Source organism: Methylobacterium sp. WL69 (genome assembly GCF_008039485.1).
Lineage (GTDB): Bacteria > Pseudomonadota > Alphaproteobacteria > Rhizobiales > Beijerinckiaceae > Methylobacterium.
In genome coordinates, this window is record NZ_VRUZ01000001.1 from 143,886 (window position 1) to 166,107 (window position 22,222).

The window sequence follows — 22,222 nt, forward strand, 5'->3', positions numbered from 1 at the left end:
GAGCGTCAATAGCTCGGCACCAGCCGTTCCTCCGGCATCGGCGCCTCCAGATGGAAGCGCAGACCGGCGGGGTCGTATTCGATGGCGACGAGTGCGTTGCATTGCTGAGCCAGCACCCGCTGCAGCAGGGTCGAACCGAAGCCCTTGCGTTCCGGGACGGACACGGTCGGTCCGCCGGATTCCGTCCAATCGAGGTTGAGCGTACGGCCGGTTTCCCCCTGCGTCACCGACCACGTCACGGCGATCCTGCCCCCCGGCTGCGACAGGGCGCCGTGCTTCGCCGCATTGGTGGTCAATTCGTGAAATGCCATTCCGGCCGGTACCGCGAGGTCGGCGGCGAGCTCGATGGCTGGACCATTGAGGACGATGCGCTTGCCATCAGCCGCGTTGTAATGGCCAAGCTCGTTCTGCAGGAGCTCGTGCAGGGGCGCCGTCTGCCAGTAATCTTCCGTCAAAAGCGTATGGGTCTTGCCCAGCGATACGATGCGGTCGGAAAAGGAATGGTAGAACGTGTCGATATTCTTCGTACTGCGCGCCGTGGCCCCGAGGAGACCTTGGACGGTCGCGAGGGTGTTCTTCACCCGGTGATGAAGCTCGCGGATAAGTAGCGCCTGGCGCTCGTGGGTCTTCTCACGTTCCGCAAGATGCGCTTCGACCTCCCATTGCCGGCGCCGCGCCCGCAGGGCCGAGCGTACCGCGCTAGCAAGGACGGCGGGGTGGAACGGGCGTTCGAGAACGGTGACGTTGCCCAGAAGTCCGGTCAGGCGCTCGTCGGGCGTTGCCCCGCGATGGTTGAGAAGCACGAAAGGGAAGTCCGACCAGGTCGGCTGACGCTTCACCCAACCGGCGATGGCGCGACGGTCCGACTTCAGGAGCGCTTCCTCGGTGATGACCGCGCATGCGGCGCCATCGAGCCCGGCGACGAGGTCGGCGAGGTTCGCCGCGATGCGTGAGGCGATGCCGACCTCCTGCAGGATCGCCTGCGCCACCTTCCCGTCCCGGCCGATGGGTGCAAGGATCAGGACGACGGATTCACGAGTCGGCATGAAGACCGCCGAGTTCGGACTTTCCCGTATCCCGGTCGTCGAGGAGGTCGCGGCGGTCGCCGTCGTAGGTGGGCACGCCGGTGAGCACCCCGTGGAACCCCGTCAACGCTTCGCCGACCCGCAGGCCCTTTCGGTCGATCCGGAACTCGCGGATCGTGTCTTCGTGCAATCCGGTGCGCTTCTTCAGCACCGAGAGGGCGCGGCGCACCCGGCCCGAGGCTTCGAAGAACCGCAGCATCACCACGGTGTCGCTGACGTAGGTCAGGTCAACGGGGGATTCCATCCGACCGACCATGCCGTGCTGGGCCAGGATCAGGAGGGTGACCACGCCCTGCTGGTTCAGGTAGGTGACCAGCTCGTGCATCTGCAGCACCAGGGCCGGCTCCCCCGTCATCGCGCTCATGTAGCCCGTGAGACTGTCGATGACGACGATCCGGGCGCCGTCCTCCTCCACGGCGTCGCGGATGCGCGCCGCGAAATCGCCTGGCGAGACATCGGCCGGATCGATCTGCTCGATCCGCAGGCGACCGGCCTCGACGTGGCCGGTGAGATTCATGCCGACGCCGGCCGCACGCCGGAGAAGGATACCGATGGTCTCGTCGAAGGAGAGCACGAGGGCGTGTTCATTCCGTTCGAGGGCCGCAACGAGGAAGCTCAGCGCCAAGGTCGATTTGCCGGCGCCCGAGGGGCCCATCACCAGGGTCGTGGTGCCCCGGTCGAGACCGCCGCCGAGGACGCTGTCGAGTTCGGGGACGTTGCTTGCGACGGACTCGTCCGAAAAAGGAGCATGGCGCCCGGCGGCAACGAGGCGCGGGTGGACGCGCAGGCCGCCCTTCAGGATGGTGAAATCGTGGAAGCCGCCATGGTACTTCGTACCCCGCATTTTAATGACGTGCAGCCGGCGACGGGCGGCGCCGTAGCCCGGGATCACCTGCTCCAGGCGGATCACCGCATGGCTGAGGGAATGCAGGTTGACGTCGTCCGCGCTGAGGTCGTCGAGCATCAACACGGTCGCATTGTTGATGAGGAAGTAGCTCTTGAGGGCCAGCACCTGACGCCGGTAGCGCAGGGCCCCCTGGGACAGCAGGCGGATATCCGAAAGGCTGTCGAACACCACCCGTGACGGCCGCACCCGCTCGATCTCGGCCAGCGCCATCTGCAGGGTCTCGCCGAGTTCGAGGTCGGAGGAGTGGACCAGGCTCTGCTGAAGCTCCGCATCGAGGCTGAGTTCGGGCGGCACCAGTTCGTAGATGTCGATGCCGTCGAGGTTCCAGCCATGGCGCTCGGCCACCGAAAGAAGTTCGCGCCGGCTTTCCGACAGGGTGATGTAGAGTACCCGCTCGCCCAGCTTCACGCCGTCCATGAGAAACTGGAGGCTCAGGGTGGTCTTACCCGCTCCGGGCCGACCCTCGATGAGGTGCGCCCGCTGGGCCGCGTAACCGCCGTTGAGGATCTGGTCGAGGCCCGGCACGCCCGTAGGGATCGGCGCAGCATCGGTGGCGAAGGACATAAACGGACTCGGTCGATCGAGGTGAGAGGTCGTGTGAGGCGAATGAAATGCATCGTCTCCAGCCTAACGCAACAGGCGGCCCGCAGAGGCGTTCCCCCCGTGACGTGAGGGGCCGAGGGCGTAGGCCAGCTCTGAGCCGTGCGGCCGCACACGGCGAACGGACGTGTCGGCGGCTGATCGACCCTTTGCAGACGGCTGAGCGCGCCGTATCACGGCCGGCCTCGGCCGTGCGGGGCGTCCCGTCCGGGTCGGCCCACCCGCGAAGCCCTTTCGAGCCGACGGAGCCGGATCTTCCGATGCGCGAACCGAACGCGATCGACTTCTGGCGCGGGCTCGCCCTCGTCACGATCTTCGTCAATCACATCCCAGGCAACACCTTCGAGCGCTACACCTACTCGCAGTACGGCATCTCGGATGCCGCCGAGCTGTTCGTATTCCTCGCCGGCTGGTCCATCGGCATCGCCACACGGGGGCGGGACGGCTATCCCGAGCCGCGCCTCAAGACCGTTCTGCGGCTGCTGTCGCGCACCATCGAGGTCTATCGGGCGCAGATCACCACCATGGCGCTCGCGCTCGGGATGATCGCCGGCACGGCCCTCGCCCTCGACAACCCGCTGCTCCTCGAATGGCACAATGCCGGTGGATTCTTCGCCGACCCGATCCAGACCATGGTCGGCTTCGTGCTGCTGACGCACCAGCTCGGGTTCTTCAACATCCTGCCGCTCTATGTGGTGCTGCTCGGGATCGCACCGGTCTTCGTCCTCCTCGCCCGGGCGAACAGCATCGCGGCCCTGGCCCTGTCCTTCGGACTTTACGGGGCGAGCCTCGTATTCGCGTGGAACCTGCCGTCCTGGCCCGGGGAGGGAGACTGGTTCTTCGATCCCCTGTGCTGGCAGCTCCTCCTCGTCCTCGGCTTCGTCGCGGAGGACTGGAATCGGCGCTCGCCCTGGCTGCGGACTTGGTCGGTGCGCCTCGTGCCCCTCGGTATAGCCATCGTCGCCACGGGCATCGTCCTGGCAGTCCTCGAGATCCGGCCCGACCCGCTTCTCGTGCCAGAGCCGCGCCTGCTCTTCACCTTCGACAAGACGTACCTGACTCCCGCGCGGCTCATTCACTTCGTCGGGATGCTGCTCGCCTTCCAGACCCTCTACGCCGTGCTGGCGCCACGCCTCGGCCCGGTGACTGGGTACCTCGCCGGCCTCGGGCGCAATTCCCTCGCCGTCTTCTCCATCGGATCGCTCCTCAGCCTCGCCGCGCAACTGGTCCGCTTCTGGACGGGGGGCGGTGTCTTCGTTGACGTTTCCGTCGTAGGATCGGGCGTGATCGCACTGGGTTTCACCGCATGGTTCGTCGAATGGCGCTCCCGCAAGCCGCGGCCCTCCTCGCCGCCAGCCTGACGCTCGCCGTGTCGGGCCTGGCGGCGTGGGCCAATCCGGCTTCCCCGGCGGGCCCGGTCACCGTGGTCTCGCCCCCGAAGCCCGCAGCCGGCAGCGACGGGGCCGAAGCCCTCGACGTGAGTTTGTCGCCCGAATGCCGGGTGCCGGGCTCGAAGCTCTACACCCTGGCACGCCTCGGGGCGGTCAAGCTCGCCCTGCAGGAGAAGCGCTCGGTGCGGGTGCTCACCATCGGTTCGTCCTCGGCCGGGCTCGGGGCGTCGGCGACCTACCCGGTCAAGCTCGAGACCGCCCTGGAGCGCTCCCTGCCCGACGTCGACGTGGTGGTGGAGAGCCGCGGCATGCAGGGCGAGATCGCATCTGGTGCCGCCGAGCGCCTGCGCAACATGGTCGCCGAGGTCGAGCCCGACCTCGTGATCTGGCAGGTCGGCACCCACGACGCCCTCGCGCGGGTGGACGCCGAGGCCTTCGCCAGTGCCCTGGACGAGACCGTGCAATGGATCAAGGGCCACGAGATCGACGTGGTGCTGGTCACGCCGGTCTACACCGCCAGCCTCGCATCCGACGAGTACTACAACAACCTCGTGCGCAAGGTTCAGGAAGTCGCCCTGCGCGAGGGCGTGCCCCTGGTGCAGCGCTACGAGGCGATGCGCTATCTCTCCGGCCAGGGCCAGAAGGGGGAGGGGCACCTCCTGGGCTCGCAGTTCCGCCTCAATGATCTCGGCCTGCGCTGCATGGCCGAGCACGTCACCCGCGCCATCACCCTGTCGCTGCTGCAGGCCGATCCCGCCGTCACCGGAACGGCGAAGCCGCCCGCGGCTGTGATCGTTCCGCCCCGCGACGCTGCAGCGAAGGCGACGTCGCCGCCGCCGCCCGTCCTCATCGCGCCCGGCGATTGACCTTCGCGCTTAACCGCGCCGCAAGGCCCATGCTCTAAACCCGGTTCCGTCGAGCCGGGGAAGCACAGATGGGCATGGCGACGGATCGCATCGCTGCGTCGAACCTCGGTCCCCTCTTGGGGCGCCTGCGCGGAATTTTGGGGCGCCTGCGCGGCATTCGCACCGGACCGGCGCGGGCCGCCCTCGACGTGTTCGCCATCCGCATCGCCTCGGCGGGTTTCGCCTACATTGCCCAGGTGCTGATGGCCCGCCTCATGGGCGGCGCCGAGTACGGAATCTTCGCTGCCGTCTGGGTCTGGATCGGGATCCTCGGCCATTCCGCCACCCTCGGCCTGTCGCAGGGGGCCTGCCGCTTCTTGCCGACCGAGCAGGCCCAGGGCCGGAGCGACGCGGCGCGCGGCTTCCTCGTCGGCGGTGCCATCGTCACGATCCTGGGCGCCCTGCTGCTGGCGGTCGGCGGCCTTCTCGTCCTGCGGGCGGAGGGTACCCTACTGGCCGGTCCCTACGGCGCGCCGATCCTCCTCGCCGCCGCGATCCTGCCCCTGTTCGCCCTGCAGGACTTCTGCGAGGGCCTCGCCCGAAGCCAGAACTGGGCGATCCTCGCCATCGCGCCGCCCTACCTCCTGCGCCAGGGCCTGATCATGGTGGCGATGGTGGGGGCGGTCTGGTCCGGCGCTCCGGCCGAGGCCTGGGTCGCCGTGGCCTGCACCCTCCTGGCAACCGCCATCGCGGTGGCGCTCCAGGCGGGCTGGCTGATCTTCCGCCTGCGAACCGTCTGCCCGTCCGGTCCACGCGTGTATCGATGGCGCCGATGGCTCCGAGCCTGCCTGCCGATCGCGCTGACGGATCTCGCGAGTGCGGGCTTCAATGTCGTCGATGTTGTGATCCTCAGTGCCTTGATGCCGCCGGCCACTGTGGGATTGTATTTCGCCGCGACCCGCATTCAGCAATTCGTCGTCTTCGTGCACTTCGCCGCCTCCGCCGCCACGGCGCAGCGCTTCGCCGCCATCCACGCGGCGGGCGATCGGCCCGGCCTTACCAGCCTCGTCCGCATTCAGGCCAACCTGACCCTGGCGGCGACCATCGTCATCGGGGCCGGTGTCCTCGTGGCCGCCCCCCTGCTCCTCGGCCTGTTCGGTCCGGAATTCCGCGGCAGCCTGCCGATCCTCGCCATCCTCGTCGCCGGCAGCATCGTCGCGAGCGTGTTCGGGCCGGGCGAGGATCTCCTGACCATGCTGGGCGGTGAAGGCGTCTGCGCGGCCATCACCCTCGCGACCCTGGGCCTCGCCGCCGGGCTCTGCTGGGCCCTCATCCCGGCCTACGGCGTGATCGGAGCCGCCCTCGCCATGGCGGTCGCCGGCACCGTGCGGGGACTCGCCATGGCGTTGGCCGCCCGTTCGATCCATGGCCTCGTGACGCCGGTTCGACTCGGCCCCTTCCGGAAGATCGTGCGATGACCGCTCCGAGTCGCCTGCCCGCTCCGTCATCCACCCCGACCTTCGCGATTCTCGATCTGGCCGCCTTGGAGCGGGAGGGGGCGGCCTGGGACGATCTCGTCAGCCGGGCTATGGATCCACATCCGCATTACAGCCGCCACGTCCTGGCTACCCACCGCGCCGCAGGCCTCGCACCCGACGATCTCCGGATCGTGGTGGTCCGCTCCGGCGTACGCCTCGACGCAGTGCTGCCGTTCCGGTCCACCTACGACCTGTGCGGCCTCGGCCGTCCCGTCGCGCAGCCGTTCCTGTCGCCCTTCGTCACCGCCACCCATCCCCTCGTCGGGGACGGTCCGGATTGGCCCGCGACCCTCGCCGCCCTCGTGGCCGGCCTGCGCGCCGCCTCAGGCGGGCGGCCCTGGCGCTGGCCGCTGCTGGCCACCGGGACTCGCCTCGGACAGGCCCTCTGCGCCGCCATGAAAGCCGATGGCTGGGCGCTCGGCGAGGTCGAAGCTTTCGCGCGCCCGATGCTCGATCGACGCCCATCCCACGACGCCTTCGTCACCGACCATCCCCACCGTGCCCGCCTGAAGGACCTCCGCCGACGCCAGCGCCGCCTCTCCGAAGGCGGACACCTCACCCTGGAGACCGCGACGGTCGGCGACGCCCTGGCCGCCGCCGTCGAGACCTTCCTCGCCCTCGAGAAGATCAGCTGGAAAGGCGCGGCCGGCAGCGCCATGGCCTGCCGGGCGCCGCATGCCGCCTTCGCCCGGGCATTGTTCTCCGGAGGCGGGGGACCCGTGAGCGCGCGCGCCGATACGCTTGCGCGCGACGGACGGCCGCTCGCCGTCAGCCTCGCCCTCCTGGCCGGGGGAACCGCCTGCCTCCTGAAGACCACCTACGACGAGGCCGAGCGGGCCGGGGCGCCGGGCCTTGTCCTTGAAGCCGAGATCGTGCGCGTGCTGCACGAGACCGCCTTCGCCGAGCGCCTCGACTCGGCGACCCTCGCTGGATCGGCCCTGGAGAGCCTCTACCCCGACCGCGAGACCATCGCGGAGATCGTCGGCGTTCCGGATGGCGGGCGCGGGCTCGTGTCCTTGGAGCGGCGGGTGCGCCTCGCCCGGTTCGAGCACGCGGCGAAAGCCGGTGCGAAGCGGCGTCTGGCCGAGAGTGCGATGGCTCAGAGGTTGATGGGCCGCCGCTGACGCCCCACATCGTGCCTCGCGACTGGCCCACATCGGTTCGCCAGACAGGAGCGCCGTATGTTTCGCCCGACCCTCGCCCTCACCGGAGCCTTGTTCCTCGCCATGACCACAGCGTCTTCCGCCGCCGAGACCGTGACCCTGCCCTCCGGGCTCCAGTACCGCGACGAGGTCGTGGGTACCGGCCCCGAGCCGAAGGCCGGCCAGAAGGTCAACGTCCACTACACCGGCTGGCTCGACGACAACGGCAAGCCCGGGAAGAAATTCGACTCGTCGCGGGACCGCGGTACGCCTTTCAGCTTCACCCTCGGCGCCGGCCAGGTCATCGCGGGTTGGGATGCCGGCGTCGCCACCATGAAGACCGGTGGCAAGCGCACTCTCATCATTCCGCCCGATCAGGGTTACGGCGCACGCGGCGCAGGCGGTCTGATCCCGCCCAACGCCACCTTGATCTTCGACGTAGAGCTCCTCGGCGCCAAGTAGGTTCGACTGCCCCCAGGGACTTTTGAATGCGGGAAAGGCCGGATCAGGATGTCCTGGTCCGGCCTTTCTGTTTGGTCGCATGCGCAACCTGTTCGATCGCTTCGCGGGGCGGTTCTAACGCTTGCCCTGGCACCGCGCAGACTGGCTGATCCTGTCTCCGCAACCACGTCGGAGGGAGACAGGATCAGCGAAGTCGTCGGCGTCATTCGCCCGAGAGGGCGGCCTTGGTGCGGGACCACCAACCGGCGCGCTTGGGCCGATCGGGATCGAACGGCGTCAACACGACGGCGACCGGCTCCGGGGACGGAGCCTGTGCCGCGGCGGCGGACTCGGATTCTCGCACCGGGGAGGCTTCGACGGCCGGACCGGTATCGGCGGGGGCCTCCGCAGCAGCCTCGGACATCGGTTCGGATGTCGGTAATGCCACCGGCAAATCCACGGCCACCGGCTCGGCGCTGGACTGCATCGCCTCGGCCACCGCTTCCGCGTTCACCGGCTCCTCGCCAGCGAAGGCCGTCGGGGCATCGGCCACCGTCTCGGGCTCGTAGTCCTCGGCATCGTCGCCCGACGTCCCGTTCGGAATCTCGCCGTTCGAAGTCTCGCCGTTCGAGGCCTCGCGCGAACGACCGTCACGGTCGCGGCCGCGGCCGCCGCGGCGGCCCCGGCGGCGGCGGCGGCCGGAGCCGTCATCGTCGCCGCTGCTGGCAGCCTCGGGCTGGCTTTCGCCGTCCGCAGTGCCCTCGTCACCCTCCGTCTGCGCGGTCGCGCCGGGTTCGTCGGACTCGTCTTCGTCGGTTTCGGAGCGACCTTCGTCTTCGCCGCCGGCCTGGGCGCCATTCTCCTGGCGTCCACCACGACGGCGCCGGCGCCGGCGGCGTCCGCCACGACCTTCCCCGCTTTCGCTCGTTCCCTCGCGGACCTCTTCGGTCTCGGTTCCCTGCGCCTCGGTCTCCGCCTCGATCTCGGCGGTCTCGACCGCCTCGTCCTCGAACTCCTCGTCGTCCTCGGTCTCCATCGCCGGGTTGATGGCGATGGCGCGAACGCCCGTGATGGCGCCTTCGGCGCGCACGGCCGGCTCGCCGCGATCGAGCTGGAACGCTGCCGTGGTGGCGAGACGCTCGTCGGCCGCGATGGTCACGGTGACGCCGAACCGTACTTCCAGTTCGTGCAGGTGGCCCCGCTTCTGATTGAGGATGTAGAGGGCCGCCTCCGTGCGGGTGCGTAGGACGAGGTTGTGCGAGGCGCTCTTGAGCAGCGATTCCTCGATGGCGCGCAGGATCTGAAGGGCCACCGATGCCGTCGCCCGCACGAAGCCCGAGCCGCCGCAATGGACGCAGGGCAGCGACGAGCTCTCGAGCATACCGGTGCGGATACGCTGCCGGCTCATTTCGAGGAGGCCGAACGGCGAGATGCGGCCGACCTGGATGCGGGCGCGGTCGTTCTTCAGGCACTCGTTGAGTTTCTTCTCGACGGCGCGGTTGTTGCGCTTCTCCTCCATGTCGATGAAGTCGATGACGACAAGGCCGGCGAGATCGCGCAGGCGCAGCTGGCGGGCGACTTCTTCCGCCGCCTCCAGGTTGGTGCGGAGCGCCGTGTCCTCGATGTCGTGCTCGCGGGTCGAGCGGCCCGAGTTCACGTCGATGGAGACCAGCGCCTCCGTCGGGTTGATGACGAGGTAGCCGCCGGACTTGAGCGTGACGTGCGTCGAGAACATCGCGTCGAGCTGCTGCTCGACCCCGTGGCGCGCGAAGATCGGGGTCGGGTCGCGATACGGCTGCACCACCTTGGACTGGCCGGGCATGAGCATGCGCATGAAGTCGCGTGCCTCGCGGTAGGCCGCGTCGCCCGCCACCAGGATGTCGTCAATGTCTTTGTTGTAGAGGTCGCGGATGGCGCGCTTGATGAGCGAGCCTTCCTCGTAGACCAGAGCCGGAGCGGAGGACGACAGCGTCAGCTCGCGCACGCTCTCCCACAGGCGCATGAGGTATTCGAAGTCGCGCTTGATCTCCGGCTTGGTGCGGGACGCGCCGGCCGTGCGCAGGATGACCCCCATGCCCTCCGGCACCTCCAGATCCTGGGCGACCTCCTTGAGGCGCTTGCGGTCGGCGGCGCTGGTGATCTTGCGCGAGATGCCGCCACCGCGGCCGGTGTTGGGCATCAGCACCGAATAGCGGCCGGCGAGCGACAGGTAGGTGGTGAGCGCGGCGCCCTTGGTGCCGCGCTCTTCCTTGACGACCTGCACCAGGATGATCTGGCGGCGCTTGATCACCTCCTGGATCTTGTAGTGCCGCCGATAAGTGCGCGGACGCTCTGGGATCTCGGCCAGGGCGTCGCCGTTGCCGCCGACCTGGGCGATTTTGGGCTCGCGTTCGCCGTCCTCGCCTTCGTGATCCTCGTCGTCGTCCTCGTCCGAATCGTCGTCCTCGTCGGAATCCTCATCCGAATCGTCGTCGTCTTCGTCCTCCTCATCGGACTCATCCTCGTCGGATTCGTCCTCTGCGGTCTCGGCGGGTGTCGAGCCGCTAGGCGCCGTGACGGGCTCGGCGGACCCACCCATGGGCGCGGCCTCGAGGTCGATCTCGGCGGCCGGCTCGACGTGGGGCTCCACGTGGGGCTCGGTGGCGACGTGCGCTTCGGCAGTGACGTGCGGCTCCGGGGCCGAGTCGGTTTCGGCCGCGGAACCGTCCGCCGCGGGGGCCTCGTCGGCATTCGCCTGGGCTGCGGCTTCCTCGGTGGATTCCACGGCGTGCTCGGCCTGCGCCAGTTCGGCGGACGCGTCGCCGCCCGTCTCGGCCGAATGCGCCCCGTGGGCCTCGGTCACGTCGGACCCGGACACCGTCTGCTCGCCGGCGCTCACGGCCGAACCGTCGGTCTCCGACGACGGATCCGCGACGCTCACGGTCTCGGAGGTCTTGGCGGAAGCGGCCTCGGCACGGCGGCCGCGCGAGCGGCGGCGGGGCTTGCGCTCCTCGCGCTCGCGGTGCTCCTCGGCGTCGCGCGCCTCGTCCTCCAGCAGGGCCTGCCGGTCGGCGAGGGGGATCTGGTAATAATCGGGGTGGATCTCGCTGAAGGCGAGGAAGCCGTGGCGATTGCCGCCGTATTCGATGAAGGCCGCCTGGAGCGAAGGCTCCACCCGCGTCACCTTGGCGAGGTAGATGTTACCGCGAAGCTGGCGCCGGTTGGCGGCCTCGAAGTCGAATTCCTCGACCCTAGAGCCGTGGACCGTGACGACCCGGGTCTCCTCCGGGTGCATCGCATCGATGAGCATCTTGTTGTTGTTGGCCATGACGAACTTTCGACAGGGCGGTCGACGTCGTTCTCCTCGAACCGAGCGGCTCCCGTGGCGTGCCGCCCCGTCCCGGCCCATCGGGCCGGACGGTCAACGCGCGCGACGACCCGAAAACGTGGATCGCGGGAACTGTGGGGAAGGGATTGCCGTCAACCGCCTTTGGGCGCCGGTGATCGGCGCGCGTGGGGTTGATCCTGGCCAGGGCCGACGGGACTGCGGCGCCACGCGAAACGCGCATGCGTCGAACACGAGCAACGGCAACCGATGCTGTGTGTCCTCCCATCCTCTCCCTGACCTCGCGAAGACTCTTTGGGCCGGATACCGCCGGCCACGGATTTCGAAGAAGGCCGCGAGCCGAGCGGCCGCAGCTTGAACCGTCACCTGCCCGGCTCATGGAGCACCGGCGAGCATGGCGCGGGAACCGACGGCGAAGACGCCCGAGTAAGATCTCGAAACGCCCGCGGGCCGCGGAGCATACCGCACGGCACCGGGAAGGGTACAGGTTCATTACAGATCGTCGCAGGGATTTGGCAAGATGGAAACGCGGTGCGTCCCGCGATAAGTCCCGTTCCTATTGTGACGAAGGCGCCCCTGACGCACATCCCGTCCCGTAGCCGCGTGCCCCCGGCGGACGAGGGATTCCATCTGTGGTCTTCACCGGCCGGGCGCCCGGCCCGCTGGAGTTTCCGGGAGGGGAATGCAGCGATGGATGGCGACGCGACATTCAGCCTTGCGAACGATCAGGGTCGCGCCCGCCGCGCCGCCGAAGCGCTGTTCGCGTCGGTAAGGCGTGACCTCGTGCCGATCCTGCCCGCCTCCGCCGAAGTGCTGCACGTCGGTGCCACGGCGATTCCAGGGTGCCTGACCAAGGGCGACCTCGATGTGGCCGTGCGGGTCGATGCGGACGACTTCCCCTCCGTGGAGGCGACCCTGGCCGCGCGTTTCCCCCGCAACGCGGGATCGATCCGTACAACCGACTTCGCCGCCTTCGCGGATGCCGGTGCGTCGCCTGCCCTCGGCATCCAGGTGACGACCCGGGGCGGGGATTTCGATGTGTTCCATTGCTTCGCCGCGGCCCTGCGCGCCGATTCGACCCTGGTCGCGGGTTACAACGCGCTGAAAATCCAATGCGACGGCGGGCCGATGGACGCGTACCAAGCGGCGAAGAACGTTTTCATTGCCGACGTTCTGCGTTCGCGATTCCTGTGACCTGCGCGGGTGTCGCGCCCCGGCCACAACCCGGCGCAAACCGTCGCCGCGGCACAAGGAACAGTTAACCATCCCGGTCGTATCGCTTAACCGGACGCCATCAGGAACCGGAACGCCGGACCCATGCTCGCATCGCATCGCTGGATTCGCCGCCGCCTGCTTCGGTCGATGATCCTAGCGGTGAGCTTCGTCCTCATCGCCGGCCCGTCCGTGCGTGCTCAGGACGGCGACAGGACGGCCCGGGCCCCGGCGGCGGTGGCCATCGCGGCGGAGCTGTCGAACGGCGGCCCCGGCATCACGAAGCTCACCCTGACCCTGTCGAAACCCATCGAAGCCCGCGCCTTCGTCATGGAACGACCCGACCGTGCCGTCATCGATCTGGCCGAGGTGAACTTCCAGCTCGGCGCGGAGACCGGGCGCAAGCGCGAAGGCGTTGTGTCCTCGTTCCGCTACGGTTTGTTCGCACCCGGCCGCTCCCGCATCGTCGTCGATCTGGCGCAGACCGCCACCGTCGGGAGGATCGAGACGGTGACCCGGCCCCGCGATGGCGCCGTGCTCCTCACCGTCGAGTTCCAGCGCAGCGACCGCGAGGGCTTCAAGCGCGCCGCCGTGGCCAGCGATCCCGCGCCCCAACCCCGCAAAGCCATGGCCCCGGTCGAGCCGATGGATGCTCGCCCGCTCATCATGGTCGATGCGGGCCACGGTGGCACCGACCCGGGCGCCATCGCGGCGACCGGCGTGTTCGAGAAGGACATCGTGTTCGGGTTCGCCCAGGCCCTGGTCACCCGCCTCGAATCGGGTGGCCGCTACCGGGTGCGGATGACCCGCGACCGTGACGTGTTCGTGCCCCTGTCCGAGCGGGTCCGCATCGCCCGCGAGGCCAAGGCCGACCTGTTCGTCTCGATCCACGCCGACTCGATTCAATCCGCCCCGCAGGTGCGGGGTGCGACCATCTACACCGGTTCGGAAAAGGCCACGGACGCCGAATCGGCGCGTCTGGCCGAACGCGAGAACCGGGCGGACGCCGCCGCTGGTACGGAATCGAACGAGGGCCCGGGGCACGTCGCCGACATCCTCCAGGAACTGACCCTGCGCGAGACCCGCACCTTTTCCTCGGGCTTCGCCAAAGGTCTCATGACGCAGCTCGGGCCGGTGATGGAGATGAGTCCCAAACCCCACCGCGAAGCCGGATTCATGGTCCTGCGCTCGCCGGACGTACCCTCGGTGCTCGTCGAACTCGGCTACCTGTCGAGCAAGCGCGACCTCGACCTCCTGCAGTCGGACGCCTGGCGTGCCGACGTCACCGGCGGCATGGCCAAGGCCATCGACGCGTTCTTCGGCAGCCGCACCTCCCTGACCCGGCCGAACCCGCCCCGGCGCTCGGCGGCAATCGCCCCAGTTTCACCATAGAATGAGAGTGAAACCGGGGCTCACGGCGCCCCGGTCCAACCGACGTCGCGAGTTCGACGGGAACGGCCGCGCGGGAAGCCCCAAGCGAACGCCGCCCTTCCTCATGCCCGCTGCCCGAACGGTGGCGAGCCGAGTCCAGGCCGGACCGGCGGCAGATCCAGCGACGAACGGGACCCGGATGCGCATCATCCTTCGTTTCTTCGGCTTCCTGTTCAGCATCGGCGCGATGTTGTTCGTGGTCGCCTCGGCCGCCGGGGCGTTCTTCTACTGGAAGTACAGCCAGGACCTGCCCGACCACGCGGCCCTCGCCAATTACGAGCCGCCGGTGATGAGCCGGGTGCATGCCGCCGACGGCTCGCTGCTGGCCGAGTACGCCACCGAGCGCCGGCTCTATCTGCCTATCCAGGCCATGCCGAAGATCGTGGTTGCGGCCTTCCTCTCGGCCGAGGACAAGAACTTCTACAAGCACGGCGGCGTCGACCCCGAGGGGCTCGTGCGCGCGGCCCTGACCAACTTCAAGAGCGGCAAGAAGCAGGGCGCCTCGACCATCACCCAGCAGGTCGCCAAGAACTTCCTTTTGTCGCCGGAGCAGACCTTCGAGCGCAAGGCCAAGGAGGCGCTCATCGCCTTCCGGATCGAGGCGGCGTACTCGAAGGACAAGATCCTCGAGCTCTACCTCAACGAGATCTTCCTCGGTACCATCGTGCCGGGACGCAACCTGCACGGCGTCGCCGCCGCGGCGCTGGATTATTTCGGCAAGTCCGTTCACGAACTGACCATCAACGAGGCGGCCTATCTCGCCGCCCTGCCGAAGGGGCCGAACAATTACCATCCCTATCGCCAGACCCAGAAGGCCCTGGACCGCCGCAACGAGATCATCGGGCTGATGGCCCAGAACGGGTACATCACCAAGGAGGAGGGCGAGGCCGCCCGCAAGATGCCGCTCGGCGTCAATCCGCGCGTCGCCTTCGCCAACGCTGCCAACGCCAACTACTTCACCGAAGAGGTCCGCCGCGAGATCGCCGAGCGCTACGGCGAGAAGAAGCTTTACGAAGGCGGCTTGTCCGTGCGCGCCACCCTCGACCCGAAGATGCAGGCCTGGGCTCGCAAGTCCCTCGTCGACGGCCTGATCCGCTACGACCAGTCCCATGGCTGGCGCGGGGCGCAGGCCAAGGTCGACCTCGTCGGCCGCGATTGGGGTCTGGCCGTGGCCGAAGTGCCGGGTCTCGGCGACGTGCAGCCCTGGCGCCTCGCCGTGGTGCTGAGCACGAGTGGTGGCGCCGCGCAGATCGGTCTCCAGCCCCGGCGCGAGGCGTCCGGTCAGGTCTCGAAGGACCGCGAGACCGGCACCATCGCGGCCGAGGGCACTCGCTGGACCGGCCGTTCGCCGGCCGCCGCCCTCAGCGCCGGCGACGTGGTCTACGTCGAGGCCATGGACGGCGGGCGCAGCACCTATCGCCTGCGTCAGCGTCCGGAGGTCTCGGGCGCCATCGTGGCCATGGACCCCTACACGGGTCGGGTCCATGCCATGGTCGGGGGCTTCTCGTACGACGAGAGCCAGTTCAACCGGGCGACGCAGGCGATGCGCCAGCCGGGCTCGTCGTTCAAGCCCATCGTCTACTCGGCGGCCTTGGACAACGGCTACACCCCGTCCTCCATCGTGCAGGATTCGCCCATCACCATCGAGGCCGGCCCCGGCCAGGAGGCGTGGACGCCCTCGAACTACGACGGCAAGTCCGGTGGCCCGCACACGCTCCGCTACGGCATCGAGCACTCGAAGAACCTGATGACCGTGCGACTCGCCAAGGATGTCGGCATGCCGCTCATCGCCGAGTACGCCCGCCGCTTCGGCGTCTACGACGACATGCTGCCCGTGCTGCCCATGTCGCTCGGCGCCGGCGAGACCACGGTCATGCGCATGGTCACCGCCTACTCGATGCTCGCCAATGGCGGCCGGCGCATCCGCCCGACCCTCATCGACCGCATCCAGGACCGGGTCGGCGAGACCATCTACAAGCACGATGCCCGCAAGTGCCTCGGCTGCGACGCGGAGAAATGGTCCGGCCAGGACGAGCCGAAGCTCGTGGACGATTCCGAGCAGGTCCTCGACCCGCTCACCGCCTACCAGATGGTCTCGATCATGGAGGGTGTGGTCCAGCGCGGTACCGCCACCATCCTGAAGCAGGTCGGCAAGCCGCTGGCCGGCAAGACCGGCACCACCAACGACGCCAAGGACGCGTGGTTCGTGGGCTTCTCGCCGGACCTCGCGGTGGGCGTCTATCTTGGCTTCGACAAGCCGCGCTCGCTGGGTGACCGCGCCACCGGCGGCGGCCTCTCGGCCCCCATCGCCCTCGACTTCCTGAAGCAGGCCCTGAAGGACAAGCCGCCGACGCCGTTCCGCGTGCCGCCCGGCATCAAGCTCATCCGCGTCTCGGCCTCGTCGGGCATGCGCGCCGGCTCCGGGGAGGGCGCCGGCACCCTGCTCGAGGCGTTCAAGCCCGGCACCGCGCCGCCCGACGCCTACGTGGCGGCGCCCGCCAACAACAACGCTCCCCCGTCGGGCGGAGCGGTGCCGCCCGATGCCGACCGCGCCGCCCAGGCCGGCGGACTCTACTGACGAGCGACGCTGCGAGACCGACCGGACCCCTGTCCCGGCCGGTCTCGCGTCTCAAAACCCCTTGCGCGCGAGGGCCATGGCCGCGAGCTTGTCGATATCGAACCCCGCCTGCGGCACCTCCACCATGAAGCGCTCGGCGATCTGCGAGACGACGAAGTCCGGCCGCACCCGACTGATGGTGTTCCAGTCGATGCTGGTGGACCACATGACGTGCACCTCGCGAAACGTATCGGCCAGCATCGGCGTCAGGGTGCCGGTGGCGTTGTTGGCCGTGTGATGGGCGTAGGAATCGCCGAACAGCACGAGGCGGCGTGGATCGGCCTCCGGTGAGTCGTTGCGAAAGATCGCGTGGGCGCCGATATGCGCATCCCGACCGCGGCCTTCCGCTTCGAACGCCGTGATCAGGTCATTGGCGTAGACCCGCCGCGCCGCGCTTTCGAACAGGCACGGTTCGGCGATTTCGCAGCGGACCGGCTCGAACTTCGCGCCGAGGTCGCCGCCGTAGACGTGGGGTGAGCCCATGCGACGCGCGGCGATGTCGTAGCGCGGGCGCACACCGAGATGCCGACAGATCTCCGCATAGGCGAGCCAGCCGCCGGCGAAGGTCCAATGCGTGTCGGTGTGCCGGTAGAGCGCTGTGTCCCGCGCCCGCGCCCGGAACGGCCGTACGAGATCGACGAGGGATCGGCGGGCGGGCGACAGGCGCAGCCACCGCTCCAGGCGCACGGCCGGAGACCGGGCGGGATCGACGACGAGACCATCGAAGCCGTGGTCGTGAATCGCGAGCTTTTCCGGGGCGACGACGTGGGCGTAGCGGATGCCGCGTCGTGCGAGGCGCCGGGTCCGTTCCTCCAAAAGGCGGCGCCAGCGCCAGAGCTTGGCCCTCGGGAAGCCGGGCATGCCGTACTGCGCCTGGACGTCGTTGCTGCCGCCCGTCAGGAACAGCCAGTTGTCGCGCCCGATATGCACATCGGGGTGGCTCGATACGGACGGCGCGACGGCGGCTGTGAGGCTCATGCCCGCTGTCTAGACGCAGGCGCCTGCAGGTGCACCCTCTTCCGCCATGACCTCAATGGTGATGGTGTGGGGCCGGAGCGGCAGGCCCGGCCGCGTTCGGGCTCGTCGCGCCGATCGGCGCCACTGCGAAGGTGACCGGCACGGTGCCGGCGCGCTCGAAGCTCAAGGTCCCGGAAACGGGCTCGCCCACCTTCGGCGCGGCCTTGAGATCCTCGAACATGAGGTGGAGGCCGCCCGGTTTCAGCTCGATGGTCTGGCCCGGCCCGATGGGCAACCCCTCCGGCACCGGCGCCATCTTCATGACGCTGCCTGCCATGGTCATGGAATGGATCGCGCCGCGGCCCGCAGTGGCGATGGCCGCCCCCGTGAGGCGGTCGGCCTGCGTGCCCGTGTTGGTGACGCGGACGTAGCCGCCCGCGACTTTGGCGCCCCCCGGCGTCGCCCGCATCCATGGCGTCTCGATGCGCAGGGCCCCGGCCATGACGGGCTCGGTGGCGCGGGCCTGGGCAGCGAGACCGAGGGTGGCGACCGACAGGGCGAAGCAGAGGACGGAGCAGATACGTTGGGTCATCGAAGTGGTCCGTAGGTAAGGCGGAGGGACGAGGCGAGCGGGCTCCAGCCCGGGGCGGTCGACGCGCGACGACCATGCGCGCAAATCGATCGTGCGCAAGAGCACTTCGTCGGCGCACCGTACGAGACCGCGATGACCCACGGGCATTCGTGTCCGGCAGTCTCCTCCACGCAGGGCCGGGCCGACGATGGGCCGCAGGGAATCATGCGGTGCTGACAATGCTTTATGAGACCTCTTTGTCCCGTGCCCTGCTTGGTTCCCGTAGGGCCCGATGTGTGGGATCGATAGTGCCCGAGCGGGCCGCAGCCCGGATCACGCCCGCATTGGCCCTGTGGCGGAGGCGATACGCTCGCGCGGAAGTCATCGCGAAGTCCGCTGGCGCCATATTCTAGCCCGGCCGCCATGAGTTCTTAACCCCACCCCGACACGTTCGCGGCAAGGGGTGGTCCGAATCCGGCGCATGGCGTCGGCGGCCGGGCCCCCGACGCCGCACCCTACGTCAGATCAGAGTTCGCCCGATGCTGAAACAGGCTCTCCATCCCCGGTCCCTCGGCCTCGCCCTCGCCGCGTCCGTCGCCCTCGTGGGCCACGCGGCGTCCGCCCGCGAGCAGGGCGGGTTCGCCCAGGCCGAGTGGGCGCAGGACTACGCCGCGCCGACCACCATGCAGGTGCGGCGTTCCTCGACGCCGATCCTGTCTCCCCAGACCATCGCGGCTTCCGAGCAGACCATCGAGCGTTATCGGGACATCGTGAACCGCGGCGGCTGGAAGCCGGTCTCGGGGGCCGACCGCCTGCGCATCGGCGCCAAGGGGCCGGCGGTCGGCGCCGTCCGCCAGCGCCTCATCGTCTCCGGCGACCTCGATTCGGCGTCCGGCGGCTCGGGCGTCTACGATTCCTACGTCTCGGCCGGCGTGAAGCGCTTCCAGGCCCGGCATGGCCTGAGCCAGACCGGCGCCATGAGCATGGCAACGCAGCAGGCCATGAACGTGCCGGCCGACATCCGCCTGCACCAGCTCGAAATCAATGTGCAGCGTCTGCGCTCCTACGCAGGTAACCTCGGCAACCGCTTCGTCATCACCAACATCCCCGCCGCCCTGGTGCAGACGGTGGAGAACGGTCAGGTCGTGACCCTGCACGCCGCCGGCGTCGGTAAGATCGATCGCCAGTCGCCGATCATGAACACCAAGGCGACGCAGATCAATTTCAACCCGTTCTGGACGGTCCCGGCTTCCATTGTGAAGAAGGACCTCATCCCCAAGATGCAGAAGGACCCGAACTACCTCACCGAAAACAAGATCCGCATCTTCACCGGCGAGACCGAAATCTCCCCGGCTTCGGTGAACTGGAACTCGGACGAGGGCACGCGCTACCGCTACCGCCAGGATTCGGGTGCCGACTTCAACTCCATGGGCATCGTGCGGATCAATATCCCGAATCCGCACGGCGTGTTCATGCACGACACCAACTCCAAGGGCGTCTACGGCGACGATTTCCGCTTCATCTCTTCGGGCTGCGTGCGCGTGCAGAACGTGCGCGAGTACATCACCTGGCTTCTCAAGGACACGCCCGGCTGGGGTCGCGATCAGGTGGAGCAGGCCATTGAGAGCGGCAAGCGCGTCGACGCCACCCTCAGCACCCCCGTGCCGGTCTACTGGACCTACATCACCGCCTGGGCGACCCCCGACGGTTCGGTGCAGTTCCGCGACGACATCTACAAGCGCGACGGCGTGAACGTGCCGTCCACCCTCTCGGCCCCGACTCCCGTGGCCAGCGCCGAGCAGGTGCCAAGCTTCGAGCCGGGCGACGAAGAGAACTAAAGGTTGAGACGCAGCGCGCACAGCTCGCTGAGTGGCATCCGCAAGCACTGACTCAGGCGGCGGGCGAGGTATCGTCCGCCGTCTTCGCATGTCAGGCTTCGGCATGTTACGCTTCGGATTGCGCGATGTACCGGCGCGTTTCGATTTCCGTCGTTCGAGCGAACGCGATCGCCGCTTGCGCGTCGTAAAGGTCGCCGCCCTCGCTCTCGTAGAAGATACCGCCGGTCACGTGGGCATAGGCTGCCCCCGCGATATTGACGCCGCACGCATTCGCAAAGCCGACAAACCTGAAATCGAGGGCGCAAGTCCAGGGACCGCCGAAATCCGTATCCAGGTCCATCTCGACAGTTTCCGCAGCGTCGTCGGTGCCGACAGGACAGCACTCGAAGCCGGCCTCCTGCCCTTCCCGGTGCGCGGGTAGATGGCCGCCCAGATCGTCGACGCGCCTGTCCGCTTCACTATCGAGGACGAGATCGAAGCCGATTGCACGGATGGCTGCCTGCCACTCGCCGACGGTCGTGAGGCGGCGGTTGCCGAGAACGGTTGCAGATAATGACATCGGAACATCCTTCCGTGTCGGATCGCCCGATGACGCGGCTTCCCACGAGTTATGGCTGAGGCGGAACGACGCGATTGCGTCGAATCGATTTCACAACCAGAAGTAAGTTCTGTGTTTGTTCGTGTGATGTCGAGCGTACTCCGCCCTGCGGATCGTGGCTCGCAACGGTGCATCGGCCCAGCTTCGCGAACCCGCCGTGGGAAGGAATTTCAAATTTTTTCCAAGGACGCTGCAAATTAGCTGCGCTTGGCCTCATCCCGCCGCACGTGTAGTAAATTGCCCATCGAGCGTCCGCCCGCCTTACGCCAGCGGATAACGGACGCCTTCGCCCGTTCAACAAATCGAGGCCTTCCATGAGCGCCGGTACCGTTGCCGACAAGCACTTCTCGAATTCCTTCTTCAATGCGTCGCTCGCCGACGCCGATCCGGAAGTGGCCGCCGCCGTCGGTCAGGAACTCGGGCGCCAGCAGCACGAGATCGAACTCATCGCCTCCGAGAACATCGTCTCCAAGGCGGTGCTGGAAGCGCAGGGCTCGGTTCTCACCAACAAGTACGCCGAGGGCTATCCGGGTCGCCGCTATTACGGCGGCTGTCAATTCGTCGATATCGCCGAAAACCTCGCCATCGAGCGCGCCAAGCGCCTGTTCGATTGCGGCTTCGCCAACGTGCAGCCGAACTCGGGTTCGCAGGCGAACCAGGGCGTGTTCATGGCGCTCATGCAGCCGGGCGACACCTTCCTCGGCCTCGATCTCGCCGCCGGCGGCCATCTCACCCATGGCGCGCCCCCGAACGTCTCGGGCAAGTGGTTCAAGCCCGTTTCCTACACCGTGCGTCGCGACGACCAGCGCATCGACATGGAGCAGGTCGAGGCGCTGGCCCACGAGCACAAGCCCAAGGTGATCATCGCGGGCGGCTCCGGCTACCCGCGCCACTGGGACTTCGCCAAGTTCCGTGAGATCGCCGATGCCGTCGGTGCCTACTTCTTCGTCGATATGGCCCACTTCGCCGGCCTCGTCGCCGCCGGCGTGCACCCGTCGCCGTTCCCGCACGCCCACGTGGCCACCACCACGACCCACAAGACCCTGCGCGGCCCGCGTGGCGGCATGATCCTGACGAACGACGAGGCGCTCGCCAAGAAGTTCAACTCGGCGATCTTCCCCGGCCTGCAGGGCGGCCCACTCATGCACGTCATCGCCGGTAAGGCGGTGGCCTTCGGCGAGGCCCTGAAGCCCGAGTTCAAGATCTACGCGCGTCAGGTCATCGAGAATGCCAAGGCGCTCGCGGACACCCTGATGTCGGGTGGCTACGACATCACCTCGGGCGGCACCGACAACCATCTGATGCTGGTCGATCTGCAGAAGAAGGGCCTCACCGGCAAGGCAGCTGAAGCCGCGCTCAGCCGCGCCGACATCACCTGCAACAAGAACGGCGTGCCGTTCGATCCGGCGAAGCCCACCATCACGTCCGGCATCCGCCTCGGCACCCCGGCCGGCACCTCGCGCGGCTTCGGCGTCGCCGAGTTCAAGCAGATCGGTGGCTTCATCGTCGAAGTGCTCGACGGCCTCGTGGCCAAGGGCGAGGCGGGTGACGCCGAGATTGAAGCGGCCGTGAAGCAGAAGGTTCACGCGCTGACCGATCGGTTCCCGATCTACGCATGAGCCGCACGGCGGTGTTCGCGCTTAACGCGTGCACTGCAACAGGCTAAGGAGGGCGGCCGGGGGTCACGTGATCCGCGGCCGTTTCTCGTTTCTCCGCGCCCACAC

15 protein-coding genes and 1 pseudogene are annotated in these 22,222 nt (G+C 68.3%); 10 read left to right on the forward strand and 6 right to left on the reverse strand.

From position 1 onward, the window contains the following. Nucleotides 1–5: 5 nt before the first annotated feature. Nucleotides 6–1,046 carry a sensor histidine kinase gene (locus tag FV218_RS00665; RefSeq protein ID WP_147708319.1) on the reverse strand — a complete coding sequence of 347 codons (1,041 nt, stop codon included), beginning with the start codon at nucleotides 1,044–1,046 and terminating at the stop codon, nucleotides 6–8. Then, nucleotides 1,033–2,556, reverse strand: coding sequence for an ATPase domain-containing protein (locus FV218_RS00670; RefSeq protein WP_056086509.1), 1,524 nt, complete (start codon nucleotides 2,554–2,556; stop codon nucleotides 1,033–1,035). The genes FV218_RS00665 and FV218_RS00670 overlap by 14 nt, the downstream gene beginning before the upstream one ends. Nucleotides 2,557–2,852: 296 nt before the next feature. On the opposite strand from FV218_RS00670, the gene FV218_RS00675 reads away from it, so the two are divergent. The 5 genes from FV218_RS00675 (at nucleotide 2,853) to FV218_RS00695 (ending at nucleotide 7,970) form a co-directional block, all read left to right on the forward strand. Beyond that, nucleotides 2,853–3,953: an OpgC domain-containing protein gene (locus tag FV218_RS00675; protein WP_147708320.1), complete on the forward strand. Its 1,101-nt coding sequence runs from the start codon at nucleotides 2,853–2,855 to the stop codon at nucleotides 3,951–3,953. Continuing rightward, the gene (locus tag FV218_RS00680; RefSeq protein ID WP_147708321.1) at nucleotides 3,911–4,849 is read left to right on the forward strand and encodes a GDSL-type esterase/lipase family protein; all 939 of its coding nucleotides are present in this window, start codon (nucleotides 3,911–3,913) and stop codon (nucleotides 4,847–4,849) included. Before FV218_RS00675 ends, FV218_RS00680 begins: the two co-directional genes overlap by 43 nt. A gap of 74 nt (nucleotides 4,850–4,923) precedes the next feature. After that, nucleotides 4,924–6,306, forward strand: a complete 1,383-nt coding sequence (locus FV218_RS00685; RefSeq protein WP_147708322.1) for an oligosaccharide flippase family protein — start codon at nucleotides 4,924–4,926, stop codon at nucleotides 6,304–6,306. Further along, the gene (locus FV218_RS00690; protein ID WP_147708323.1) at nucleotides 6,303–7,490 is read left to right on the forward strand and encodes a GNAT family N-acetyltransferase; all 1,188 of its coding nucleotides are present in this window, start codon (nucleotides 6,303–6,305) and stop codon (nucleotides 7,488–7,490) included. Before FV218_RS00685 ends, FV218_RS00690 begins: the two co-directional genes overlap by 4 nt. A gap of 57 nt (nucleotides 7,491–7,547) precedes the next feature. Next, the gene (locus tag FV218_RS00695; RefSeq protein WP_056086498.1) at nucleotides 7,548–7,970 is read left to right on the forward strand and encodes an FKBP-type peptidyl-prolyl cis-trans isomerase; all 423 of its coding nucleotides are present in this window, start codon (nucleotides 7,548–7,550) and stop codon (nucleotides 7,968–7,970) included. A gap of 202 nt (nucleotides 7,971–8,172) precedes the next feature. Here the strand turns inward: FV218_RS00695 and FV218_RS00700 are convergent, their stop codons facing one another. Continuing rightward, nucleotides 8,173–11,256, reverse strand: a complete 3,084-nt coding sequence (locus FV218_RS00700; protein WP_147708324.1) for a ribonuclease E/G — start codon at nucleotides 11,254–11,256, stop codon at nucleotides 8,173–8,175. Between the two features lie 708 nt (nucleotides 11,257–11,964). Between FV218_RS00700 and FV218_RS00705 the strand changes: the two genes are divergently transcribed. The 3 genes from FV218_RS00705 (at nucleotide 11,965) to FV218_RS00715 (ending at nucleotide 16,495) form a co-directional block, all read left to right on the forward strand. Continuing rightward, nucleotides 11,965–12,468 (forward strand): GrpB family protein, encoded by a 504-nt coding sequence (locus tag FV218_RS00705; protein WP_147708325.1) that lies wholly within the window; start codon nucleotides 11,965–11,967, stop codon nucleotides 12,466–12,468. Nucleotides 12,469–12,636: 168 nt separating this feature from the next. Then, nucleotides 12,637–13,878, forward strand: coding sequence for an N-acetylmuramoyl-L-alanine amidase (locus FV218_RS00710; RefSeq protein ID WP_246684931.1), 1,242 nt, complete (start codon nucleotides 12,637–12,639; stop codon nucleotides 13,876–13,878). 178 nt (nucleotides 13,879–14,056) lie between these two features. Continuing rightward, complete coding sequence (locus FV218_RS00715) at nucleotides 14,057–16,495, forward strand: penicillin-binding protein 1A (RefSeq protein WP_147708327.1); 2,439 nt, start codon at nucleotides 14,057–14,059, stop codon at nucleotides 16,493–16,495. Nucleotides 16,496–16,546: 51 nt separating this feature from the next. On the opposite strand, the gene FV218_RS00720 is transcribed toward FV218_RS00715, so the two are convergent. Further along, the gene (locus tag FV218_RS00720) at nucleotides 16,547–17,512 is read right to left on the reverse strand and encodes a hypothetical protein (protein ID WP_056086482.1); all 966 of its coding nucleotides are present in this window, start codon (nucleotides 17,510–17,512) and stop codon (nucleotides 16,547–16,549) included. A gap of 52 nt (nucleotides 17,513–17,564) precedes the next feature. Further along, nucleotides 17,565–17,990 (reverse strand): annotated as a pseudogene (locus FV218_RS23035) (copper chaperone PCu(A)C); the annotation flags it as partial. Between the two features lie 611 nt (nucleotides 17,991–18,601). Between FV218_RS23035 and FV218_RS00730 the strand changes: the two are divergent. Next, nucleotides 18,602–19,900 carry a L,D-transpeptidase family protein gene (locus tag FV218_RS00730; protein WP_056086475.1) on the forward strand — a complete coding sequence of 433 codons (1,299 nt, stop codon included), beginning with the start codon at nucleotides 18,602–18,604 and terminating at the stop codon, nucleotides 19,898–19,900. A 106-nt stretch (nucleotides 19,901–20,006) separates the two neighbouring features. Here the strand turns inward: FV218_RS00730 and FV218_RS00735 are convergent, their stop codons facing one another. Beyond that, nucleotides 20,007–20,459: a hypothetical protein gene (locus tag FV218_RS00735; RefSeq protein ID WP_147708329.1), complete on the reverse strand. Its 453-nt coding sequence runs from the start codon at nucleotides 20,457–20,459 to the stop codon at nucleotides 20,007–20,009. A 353-nt stretch (nucleotides 20,460–20,812) separates the two neighbouring features. Between FV218_RS00735 and glyA the strand changes: the two genes are divergently transcribed. Continuing rightward, nucleotides 20,813–22,117 (forward strand): serine hydroxymethyltransferase, encoded by a 1,305-nt coding sequence (gene glyA, locus FV218_RS00740; protein WP_056086469.1) that lies wholly within the window; start codon nucleotides 20,813–20,815, stop codon nucleotides 22,115–22,117. The last annotated feature ends 105 nt before the right edge of the window (nucleotides 22,118–22,222 follow it).